The organism is Agromyces binzhouensis (assembly GCF_004135055.1).
In the GTDB taxonomy this organism is placed as follows: domain Bacteria; phylum Actinomycetota; class Actinomycetes; order Actinomycetales; family Microbacteriaceae; genus Agromyces; species Agromyces binzhouensis.
The window spans coordinates 1-10,299 of record NZ_SDPL01000074.1 but is presented as its reverse complement, the minus strand read 5'-3'; the positions used below and the strand labels follow the sequence as shown (position 1 = coordinate 10,299).

Here is a 10,299-nt window from a genome sequence, read left to right as displayed (position 1 = left end):
CAGCCGGGCGCGTTCGGCGACGGGCATGCGACCCCACGGGCCCTCGAGCGCCGCCCGCGCGGCGGCGACCGCGCGGTCGACCTCCCGTGGTCCGGCCTCGTGCACCACGGCGATCGGCGTGCCGTCGACCGGGTCGATCTTCTCGAAGGTGCCCACCCCGTCGACGGACTCGCCGCCGATCACGTTGCGGAGCTCGCGGGGGGTCGAGCTCCGCGTCGGGAGAGGGGCCGTGAGCGGTGCCGGCGTCGTCGGGGAGGGCATGCGTTCAGGCTAGGAATGCGAAGCGATGCCGACAAATGCTCTTGTGATGCACTGCCATGCCCATACGGCTATAGTCCGGGCCATGGTCACCGATCGACTCCTGGACGGCCGGCTCAAGCTCCGGCATCTCGTGCTCATCACCGCCATCGCCGACGAGGGCACGCTGGTGCGCGCCGCCGAGTCGTTGCACATCACCCAGCCCGTCGTCACGCGCGGCCTCCGCGAGGTCGAGGACCTCCTCGGAGTGCAGCTGTTCGAGCGGATGCCGCGGGGCGTCGCTCCCACGCAGTACGGCGGGCCGTTCATCGAGCGCGCGCGGTCCGTGCTCGCCGAGCTCCGCGCGGCCGACGAGGAGGTCCGCCTCATGCAGACGGGCCAGCTCGGCACGGTCACGGTCGGTACGCACCTCGCGGGCTCGAACCTGCTCCTGCCTCGAGCCATCGCCGCGCTGAAGTCGGATCACCCGCGCCTCACCGTCGTCGTCCGCGAGGGCACGCCCGACATGCTGCAGCAGCTCCTGCTCTCGGGCGACCTCGACCTCACCGTCGGCCGCCTCTCGCCGACGGTGCCCGTGCGTCTCGAACAGGAGCGCCTGCACCACGAGCCGATCCGACTCGTGGCCAGGGCGGGCCATCCGGTCCACACCGGCACGCGGGGGACCTCGCTCGCCGCGCTGCTCGCCTTCCCGTGGATCTTCCCGGTCGCGCAGACGGCGCTCCGGGCCGAACTCGAGGCGGTGTTCTTCCACGAGGGGCTCCCGCTGCCGGCGGACCGGGTGGAGTGCACGTCGATGCTGACCCTCCGGAGCCTGCTCGTGTCGACGGATGTCATCGCGGCGCTGCCCATGTTCATCGCCGTCGACGACCGGGACGTGAAGATCCTGCCGACGCCGCTGAGCTCGATCCGCCGATCGGTCGGGGTCACGCTCCCGAAGGATCGCGCGCCGTCACCCGCGGCCGCCGCCCTCCTCATGCACCTCCGGGAGGAGGGGGCTCGGCTCGCGGCGCTCGAGCGCGAGTACGCCACGGCAGAGGCCGCGCCATTCCACTGATATGCCCATATGGTCATGGCAACGAGCCGTATAGATATTGGACAGCATCGATCCGGCCGATGACGCTGAAGGGGTCGACGCGTGGAGGCGTCGAACCCGATTCTTCTCCCGACCCTGGAGGCGTCATGGCCGGATCCCCCTACGTTCCCGATGCGAAGAAGTACCGCCCGGAGGACTTCGAGCGAGTCGCGGGCGAGCCTGCCGACCCGGCGCCCGGGACGTGGGGGATGCAGCCCGACGGCACCTTCGTGCCGCCGGCGCACACGCCCTCGGTGCCGCGTGACGTCTTCGTCGACTGGCCCGGCCAGCTCGACTACCGCGACCCCGAGACCTACGCGCTGAACGCGACCGCCGAGGCGTTCTACCCGATCGTCGTGAACACGAGCCACTCGTGGCAGTGCATCTACGACATGGACGGCACGCGCTACATGCTGCACTACGGCGGCGGCAACCACTGGAAGCTCTACGACATCACCGACCCCCGCGACCTGAAGGTCGTCGACGAGGAGCAGTGGGGCTGGGGCGACCCCCGCCCGCAGTTCGGCGCGACGACGGTGCAGTGGAACGAGAAGCTCGGCACGCACCTCGCGGTCCAGGCGAGCGAGACGCCCCGCTACTTCCTCAAGGGCCGCGTCGCGAACAAGTGGACCGACGACACCGTCGAGGGCCAGCTGCTCGAGTGGGAGGGCCTGCGCGGCTTCCGCACGTTCCGGATGAACGGCCCGAGCCCGCGCGACTGGATCCTCATCAACGAGACCTCGACCGACCCGAACCACGGCCCCGACGAGATCCAGGAGGGCAACGGCGTCCTCGACCTGCCCGTCTACTACGGCGACAGGTACCTCTTCGTCGCCACCGCGCCCGACAACACGTTCACCAACCAGCCCTACAGGACGACGCTCTGGACCGCGGGCCACGCGGCCTACGACATGACCGACCCGGAGAAGCCCGAGCTGCTCTCGACCTGGTGGGTGCCGGGCTCGCGCGCCGGCGAGGAGGACGCCTCCGAGTACCTCGCGGGCAACGACCGCTGGAACAACAAGACCTCCTGGTTCGGCTCCCGCATGGGTGTGTTCATGCCGCGTTCGGTGGAGTCGGGCTACCGCTACGCCTACGCGGCCCAGGGCGGCCAGGGGTTCTTCGTGCTGGATGTCTCCGACCCGTCGGACATCCACCACGTCGGCTGGTGCGAGCTCCCCTCCAGCGTCGCCGGCACCGAGGGCGACAACGTCGACACGACCCAGGTCGAGGAGACCGGCTACGTCTACGTCTCCGGCTACCCCATGAACACCGACTGCTACGAGCCCGCCAAGGAGATCTACCAGGTCGACGTGAGCGACCCGACGAACCCGCGCGTCGTGCGCACCATGCCCCGCCCCATGCCGCCCGCCGAGGCGAAGTTCACCGACTGGGCGCAGCGTCGCGGATCGTTCGGCCCGAAGCGGTCGGGGTACTTCACGAACACCGGGACCCCGCACGGCGGCGTGATCCCCTACGCGTTCTACGCGGCGGGCCTGCAGATCTTCGACGTCCGCGACCCGGAGGACCCGAAGGTCGGGGCGTACTTCGTGCCGCCGATGGGGCTCAAGGACGACGACGACCTCGCGGCCCCCGTGCACGGCATCTTCGTCGAGTGGGATCGCAACCTCATCTGGCTGTTCTCGAACCACGGCATCTACGCGGTCTCGACGCCGCTGCTCGGAGATCCGGTCGTCGGCCTGCCCGGCGCCGAGTCGTCCGCGGCGAGCTGAGCCGAGACATCCCTCACCCGGAAGCCGACCTCATGAATCAGATCACCAGGCCCTGGCCGGCGCTGTGGGCGCTCGTCATCGGGTTCTTCATGATCCTCGTGGACACGACGATCGTCTCGATCGCGAACCCGGCGATCATGGCCGACCTCGAGGCCGACCTCACCGCGGTGATCTGGGTGACGAGCGCCTACCTGCTCGCCTACGCGGTTCCCCTGCTCATCACGGGTCGACTCGGCGACCGATTCGGGCCCAAGCGCGTCTACCTCGTCGGGCTCGTGGTGTTCACGCTCGCCTCGCTCTGGTGCGGGCTCTCGGGCGACATCACGATGCTCATCGCGGCGCGCGCCGCGCAGGGGCTCGGCGCCGCGATGATGACGCCGCAGACCATGGCCGTGATCACGCGGGTCTTCCCGCCGAACCAGCGCGGCGCGGCGATGGGCCTGTGGGGCTCGGTCGCCGGCGTCGCGACCCTGCTCGGCCCGATCCTGGGCGGCGTCCTCGTCGACACGCTCGGGTGGGAATGGGTGTTCTTCGTGAACGTCCCGGTCGGGATCATCGCCTTCATCGCGGCCTGGCGGCTCGTGCCGAGCCTCGCGACGCAGACGCACCGCTTCGACTGGCTCGGCGTCGTCCTCAGCGCGGTCGGACTGTTCCTCATCGTGTTCGGAATCCAGGAGGGTGAGACCTACGACTGGGGCACGATCGTCGGTCCGATCACGGTGTGGGCGGTCATCGCCGCAGGTGTGGTCGTGCTCGCGGCCTTCATCGTCTGGCAGGCGGTCAACCGCGCCGAGCCGCTGCTGCCGCTCAGCCTGTTCCGCGACCGGAACTTCGCGCTCTCGAACGTCGCGATCTCGCTCGTCGGGCTCGCGATGACGGCGATGCCGTTGCCGCTCGCGTTCTACTTCCAGGTCGCGCGCGGGCTCACGCCGACGCAGGCTGCGCTGATGCTCGTCCCGATGGCGGTCGTCTCGGGCGTGCTCGCCCCACTCGTCGGCCGCCTGAGCGACCGGGTCGACCCGAAGTGGGTCGCGTTCGCGGGGCTGACGGTCGCGGCACTCGCGCTCGGATGCTACGTCGTCGTGATCGGTCCCGACGTCCCGTTCTGGCTCCTGCTGCTCCCGTCCGCGCTGCTCGGCCTGGGCATCTCCGGCGTCTTCGCCCCGCTCGCATCGACCGCCACACGCAACCTGCCGCGGTCGAGCGCCGGTGCCGGATCGGGCGTGTACACCCTGACCCGGCAGGTCGGGTCGGTGCTCGGATCGGCGGCGATCGCCGCGCTCATGAGCGTCAGCATCGCCACCCAGCTCCCGGGCTTCGATGCCGAGGGCGCTCACCCGGGCGTCGGCGCGCTGCCGGACGCGTTCGCCGCCGGATTCTCGACCGCGATGGCACAGTCGCTCGTCCTGGCAGCCGGGGCGTTCGCGCTCTGCGCGGTCGTGGTGCTGTGCTTCGCCAAGCCGAAGGTCACCGTCGGCTGGGGCGAATCCGACCCGAGCCGCCGCGGCGACGTCTCCGGCGAACGTGCCGCAGTCCCCGGTGACGGCGCGCTGTCCACCTCGGGCGGCGACGGCTGATGCGCGCCACGGCGCCCGGACGGGCACCCGTACCTCCAAACTGGATCCAGAATACAGAAACTCGCGAAGGAGGCCGTCAGTGACGACGCACCACATGACCGCAGCAGACGGAGGCGGACGCCTCGTGGTCGATGCGCTCGAGAAGCACTACCAGCTCGACGGCGCCGAGGTCCCGGTCGTCAAGGGCGTGAGCTTCACGATCGAACCCGGCACCTTCACCTCGTTGCTCGGGCCCTCGGGGTGCGGCAAGACGACGACGCTCAGATGCGTCGCCGGGCTCGAGACGAGCGACGGCGGCGTCATCTCGCTCGACGGCAAGGTGCTCTCGACGGGGACCCGGCACGTCTCTCCCGACAAGCGCGACGTCGGCATGGTGTTCCAGAACTACGCGATCTGGCCCCACATGAGCGTGTTCGCCAACGCCGTGTTCCCCCTGCAGGTCGCCGCCGGCAGGCTGCCGAAGAAGGAGGCGCGCACGCGCGCCATGGAGGCGCTCGAACTCGTCCAGCTCGACGCCTACGCGCATCGCCCCGCCACGGCGCTCTCCGGCGGCCAGCAGCAGCGACTCGCGCTCGCGCGGGCCCTCGCGCACCGGCCGAAGCTGCTCCTGCTCGACGAACCCCTCAGCAACCTCGACGCCAAGCTCCGCGACACCATGCGCAACGAGCTCCGGAGCCTGCAGCAGCGACTCGGCATCACCGCCCTGTACGTCACGCACGACCAGTCGGAAGCGCTGTCGATGTCCGACCGCGTCGCGGTCATGAACGGTGGACGCATCGTCCAGGAAGCCGCGCCGCGCGACCTGTACTTCGCACCCGCCGACCGGTTCGTCGCCGACTTCGTCGGACGCGTGAACCTCATCCCGGCCGTCGTGCGCGACCGCGACGCCAACGGCGACGCCCTCGTCGAGGCGTTCGGCACGCGGCTGGTCACCCCGTGCCCGGTCGAGAGCGGAACCGGGGCGGACGTCACGGTCACCTTCCGGCCCGAGAGCGTGCGCTGGCACGAGGCACCGGTCGACCGGCCGAACCTGCTCCCCGCACGAGTCGCACGCGTCGAGTTCCTCGGCGAGATCGTCGAGTACGAAGCGGAGATCCTGGACGGCGCGACCACGGTCGGCCGGGTCATCGCACGAGGTGCGCCGCTGAACTCGCCCACCGAGGGAAGCACCGTGTTCCTGGAGCTCGCCCCGCAGGCCTGCCGCGTGCTCGCGGCATAGTTCCACCCCACCCACCAAGAGATCCACCGTCAGAGAGGACACCCGGATCATGCATCCACGCACCGTCAGGGGCGGAACCATCGCCCTCGCCGCAGCAGGAACGCTGCTGCTCAGTTCATGCGCCACCACCCAGGCCGACGCGCCCGACGCACTCGAGCCGGTCGGCGACGCCGCGACCGGCGCGGCGTGCGACGCCGTCCAGATCGGCGCCTTCACCAGGTGCGAGAACTTCTACGAGGACTTCTGGCCGGAGATCGACCGCCAGATGGACGCGCTCTACGAGCAGGCGAAGGAGACCGACGGCGGTCGGCTCGTGGTCTGGGACTGGTACGAGCTCGCACCCGAGGTGATCGCCGAGTTCAATTCGCGCTACCCCGACATCGAGATCGAGACGCGCGGGCTGACCTACAACCTGCCGTCCGCCGTCATCTCGGCGCAGGCGACCGGCGCGCGCAACACCGACGTGCTGTCCGGCTCGCTGCTCTCGGCGGCGGCCATGACCGACGAGGGCTACTGGGACGAGGTCGACTGGACGCAGTTCGGCATCCCGGAGGAGTTCCTCGAGCTCGGCAGCCCCGGCATGCTGCCTGACAGCATGAACGGCTCGCTCATGCAGGTCAACACCGACGAGATCGAGGCGCCCGCATCGCTCGACGATCTCCTCGCACCCGAGTACGAGGGCAAGGTCTCCATCGCCAACTACAACCCGATCGTCTTCTCCGGATACGGCATGGCCGAGGGCGAGGACGCGATGGTCGACCTGATCGGCGAGCTGAAGACGTCCGGAGCGCTGCAGGTACTGGAGGACCAGAACTCCCCGCTCTCGAGCGGCGACGTTCCCATCGCGCTCAACCAGACCCTGTTCAACCCGAACCCGAGCCTCGCAGCCCAGCCGTTCGAGCACTCCGGCGTGTTCGCACAGTTCTCCGGCGTGAACATCGACGCCGACAACAAGCCCGGCGCGATGCTGTGGGCGCTGTGGAACGCCTACGACCCCGACTGGCTCGAGCTCCGCATGACGGACGAGCAGTTCTCGACGACCCAGGTCCCCTACCCGGGGCTGCCGTCCTCGCTCTTCGATCAGGCGACCGGCCTGATGGAGAAGAACGCCGATGCCCTGCTGCAGAGCATCGGCGACGGTGCCGAGACCGAGACCGAAGCGACCCGCGACGAGTGGATCGCCCTCACGAACGCCGCCGACGCGGCACTGAACGGATAACCATGTCCAGGGTGGAACGGACCACGAGGGCCGGACGAACCCGGCCGACCGGGATGACCGTCGCGACCGTCATCGCAGGCTCGGTGATCTTCCTGCTGCTCGCGATCCCGCTTGCGGTGCAGGTGATCACGGCGTTCCGTGGTCCGTTCCTCCCGTTCGGCGTCTCGACGGCACGATGGTCCACCGAGAACTTCGTGACCCTCTGGGGGCTCCGCGACGACTTCTGGGACGTGCTCGGCGCGACGGCCGCCTTCGTCGGGGGCTCGACCGTGCTCTCCCTCCTGATGGCGTTCGGGTTGGCGTGGGTGACGGTGCGCACCGATGCCCCGTTCCGGCGCATGATCTCGGTGCTCGTGATCGTGCCGTTCATCGTGCCGCCGATCGTCAAGGCGCAGGCGTACCTCCTGATGCTCTCGCCGGAGTCGGGCGTGCTCAACCAGCTCCTGCGCCTGCTGCCCGGCGACCTCGTGATCGACCCGTACGCGTTCTCCACGATGGTGGTGATCCAGTCGCTCACCAACGTGACCTTCCCCTACCTGATGATCGTGCCGATCCTCACCGGCATGGACGGTTCGCTCGAGGAGTCCGCACGCGTCTCGGGTGCGAGCTGGGGTCAGACGCTGCGACGGGTCACGCTCCCCATGCTGTGGCCGGGGTTGCTCGGGGTCATGGTGCTCACGTTCATCCTCGGACTCGGCAGCCTCGAGGTGCCCCTGCTCTTCGGGCAGGAGTCCGGCAAGGACATCTTCGCGCTCAAGCTCTGGACCCTGATCAGTGCGGGTGCCGGCGAGCTGCCGCAGTACGGCCTCGCGGCCGCCTGGGGGTGCGTCTTCCTCGTGATCACGACCATCGCGTTCGTGATCTACCTGCGCGCGACACGCGATGCCGAGCGCCGAGCGTCGATCTCCGGCAAGGGATTCCGGCCGACGACGATGAAGCTCGGCGGATGGCGCATCCCCGTGCTGCTCGCCATCCTCGTCTTCACGATGCTGACGGCCGTGCTGCCGCTCTTCGCGCTCCTCTGGTCGGCGATCACGCCGTATCCCCTCGCCTTCTCGTTCGACGCGCTTCGCACGCAGACGCACTTCACGGCGTTCGGCGAGGTGCTCGCCGACGGCGAGTTCTGGGCGTCGCTCGGTCGGACGCTGATCATCGCCGGGGGGAGCGCGACGATCGCGTGCGGCGCGGCGACGGTGCTCGCATACGGGATCGCGAGGAGCCGGGCGACGGGATGGACGCGGAGCATGGACCTCTTCGCGTCGTCGAGCGTCGCCATCCCGGCGGTCATCGCCGGCTTCGCCATGTTCCTGACCTTCATGGTCATCAACCCGGTGATCCCGCTCGCCGGGACGATCGCGGCACTCGTGATCGCCTACTCCTACCGGGTGTCGATCGCCTATCGCGCCGGCTTCAGCGCGACCCTCCAGATCCGCACCGAACTCGAGGAGGCGGCCCTCATCAGCGGGGCGAGCCGGCTCGAGGGATTCCGCAGGATCGTCGCGCCCCTGCTCGCGCCCACGGTGTTCGCGGTGTGGATCCAGATGTTCATCCTCGGCACCAACGAGTTCACGCTCCCGGCCTTCCTCGCGACACCCGAGTCGCGCCCGCTCTCCGTCTACATGTACGCGATGATCAATCCCCGCTCGGCGCAGCTCTATGCACCGGACCAGGGTGCGGCGATGGCACTCATCTTCACGCTCCTCGTCTTCGCGATCGGCTACGGACTGCAATGGCTCGTGTCGCTCCGGTCGATCGGTCGCGCCGCTCGCCGCGGCCGGGTCGTCGATGCCGCGACGGATGCGCTGGGGACGGCTGCGGTCGCGGTCGAGGCGACGGATGCGACGGACACTCGGTCGGTCGCCGCCCAGCAGGTCGCGGAGTTGACGCACCGCTGACGCCTCCGATCGCGCGTCGTTTGTACGACGTGGCTGGTCCACCCCCTTCCGATGTACGTCAGGGAGGGGGTGGCATCCGTTTCGGGCTGTCTACCATTGCCCGACATCGCCACCGTCGTCACCGCATCGGAGCACCCCATGACCATCGTCGAACCCACGGCCACCACCGTCGGCGGCCCCGCCCTCCCGCAGGAGCGCCGCCTCGTCACCAGCATCCCGGGCCCGCGCTCGCAGGAGCTCATCGCCCGCAAGGCGCAGGCCGTCGCGAAGGGCGTCGGGCACACGATCCCCGTCTCGGTCGTCGCGGCCGGCGGCGGCGTCATCGTCGACGCCGACGGCAACTCGATCATCGACCTCGGCTCGGGCATCGCCGTGACCGGCGTCGGCAACTCGAACCCGCGCGTCGTCGACGCGGTCAAGGCGCAGCTCGACGCCTTCACGCACACGTGCTTCACGGTCGCCCCGTACGACGGCTACGTCGCCGTCGCCGAGAAGCTCAACGAGCTCACGCCCGGCGACCACGAGAAGCGCTCGGCCCTGTTCAACTCGGGCGCCGAGGCCGTCGAGAACGCGATCAAGGTCGCGCGCCACCACACGAAGAAGATGGCCGTCGTCGCCTTCGACCACGCCTACCACGGCCGCACGAACCTCACCATGGGGCTCACGGCGAAGAACATCCCCTACAAGAACGGCTTCGGCCCGTTCGCGCCCGAGGTCTACCGCGCGCCGCTCAGCTACCCCTTCCGCGACGGCGGCCTCTCGGGCGCCGAGGCCGCGGCCCGCGCGATCACGCAGATCGAGAAGCAGATCGGCGCCGAAAACCTCGCCGCGATCATCATCGAGCCCATCCAGGGCGAGGGCGGCTTCATCGTGCCCGCAGCCGGCTTCCTGCCGGCGCTCGTCGAGTGGGCGAACGCGAACGACGTCGTCTTCATCGCCGACGAGGTGCAGACCGGCTTCGCCCGCACAGGCGCCTGGTTCGCGAGCGAGCACGAGGGCATCGTGCCCGACATCATCGTCACCGCGAAGGGCATCGCCGGCGGCCTCCCGCTCTCGGCCGTCACCGGACGCGCCGAGATCATGGACTCCGCCATGGCCGGAGGCCTCGGCGGCACCTACGCCGGAAGCCCGCTCGCCTGCGCGGCCGCCCTCGCGGCCATCGAGTCCTACGAGGAGGACGGCCTCATCGAGCGCGCGAAGCAGATCGGCTCGGTGCTCATCGGCCGCCTCAACGCGCTCCGCACGGCCGACCCGCGCATCGGCGACGTCCGCGGCCGCGGCGCCATGGTCGCCGTCGAGCTCGTCGACCCCGCCACCGGCGCGCCC

8 protein-coding genes are annotated in these 10,299 nt (G+C 69.7%); 7 read left to right on the top strand and 1 reads right to left on the bottom strand.

The genetic code is table 11. The features are described from left to right. Nucleotides 1–261: aldehyde dehydrogenase family protein (locus tag ESO86_RS20060; RefSeq protein WP_129234055.1), on the bottom strand; the 261-nt coding region annotated here is incomplete at its 3' end. Between the two features lie 82 nt (nt 262–343). Here ESO86_RS20060 and ESO86_RS05910 point away from each other — a divergent pair. The 7 genes from ESO86_RS05910 to gabT all read left to right on the top strand — a co-directional run. Further along, nucleotides 344–1,312 carry a LysR substrate-binding domain-containing protein gene (locus tag ESO86_RS05910; RefSeq protein WP_129234053.1) on the top strand — a complete coding sequence of 323 codons (969 nt, stop codon included), beginning with the start codon at nt 344–346 and terminating at the stop codon, nt 1,310–1,312. Between the two features lie 125 nt (nt 1,313–1,437). Further along, nucleotides 1,438–3,063 (top strand): LVIVD repeat-containing protein, encoded by a 1,626-nt coding sequence (locus ESO86_RS05905; protein WP_165307390.1) that lies wholly within the window; start codon nt 1,438–1,440, stop codon nt 3,061–3,063. Nucleotides 3,064–3,095: 32 nt separating this feature from the next. Continuing rightward, on the top strand, nt 3,096–4,640 hold the full coding sequence (locus ESO86_RS05900) for a DHA2 family efflux MFS transporter permease subunit (protein ID WP_129234049.1): 1,545 nt from the start codon (nt 3,096–3,098) through the stop codon (nt 4,638–4,640). 79 nt (nt 4,641–4,719) lie between these two features. Further along, a complete protein-coding gene (locus ESO86_RS05895) occupies nt 4,720–5,859 on the top strand; it encodes an ABC transporter ATP-binding protein (RefSeq protein WP_129234048.1) in 1,140 nt (379 codons plus the stop codon). Nucleotides 5,860–5,908: 49 nt separating this feature from the next. Next, the gene (locus tag ESO86_RS05890; RefSeq protein ID WP_129234046.1) at nt 5,909–7,078 is read left to right on the top strand and encodes a type 2 periplasmic-binding domain-containing protein; all 1,170 of its coding nucleotides are present in this window, start codon (nt 5,909–5,911) and stop codon (nt 7,076–7,078) included. An 11-nt stretch (nt 7,079–7,089) separates the two neighbouring features. After that, complete coding sequence (locus ESO86_RS05885) at nt 7,090–8,973, top strand: ABC transporter permease (protein WP_165307387.1); 1,884 nt, start codon at nt 7,090–7,092, stop codon at nt 8,971–8,973. A 138-nt stretch (nt 8,974–9,111) separates the two neighbouring features. Continuing rightward, nucleotides 9,112–10,299, top strand: a 1,188-nt coding sequence (gene gabT, locus ESO86_RS05880) for a 4-aminobutyrate--2-oxoglutarate transaminase (RefSeq protein WP_129234042.1), incomplete at its 3' end; no start/stop codon positions are given.

Excerpts from the sequence above, each read along its gene's own strand:
- ESO86_RS05910 (WP_129234053.1), top strand. The coding sequence starts at position 344 with ATGGTCACCGATCGACTCCTGGACGGCCGGCTCAAGCTCCGGCATCTC.
- ESO86_RS05890 (WP_129234046.1), top strand. The coding sequence starts at position 5,909 with ATGCATCCACGCACCGTCAGGGGCGGAACCATCGCCCTCGCCGCAGCA.
- ESO86_RS05900 (WP_129234049.1), top strand. The coding sequence starts at position 3,096 with ATGAATCAGATCACCAGGCCCTGGCCGGCGCTGTGGGCGCTCGTCATC.
- ESO86_RS05905 (WP_165307390.1), top strand. The coding sequence starts at position 1,438 with ATGGCCGGATCCCCCTACGTTCCCGATGCGAAGAAGTACCGCCCGGAG.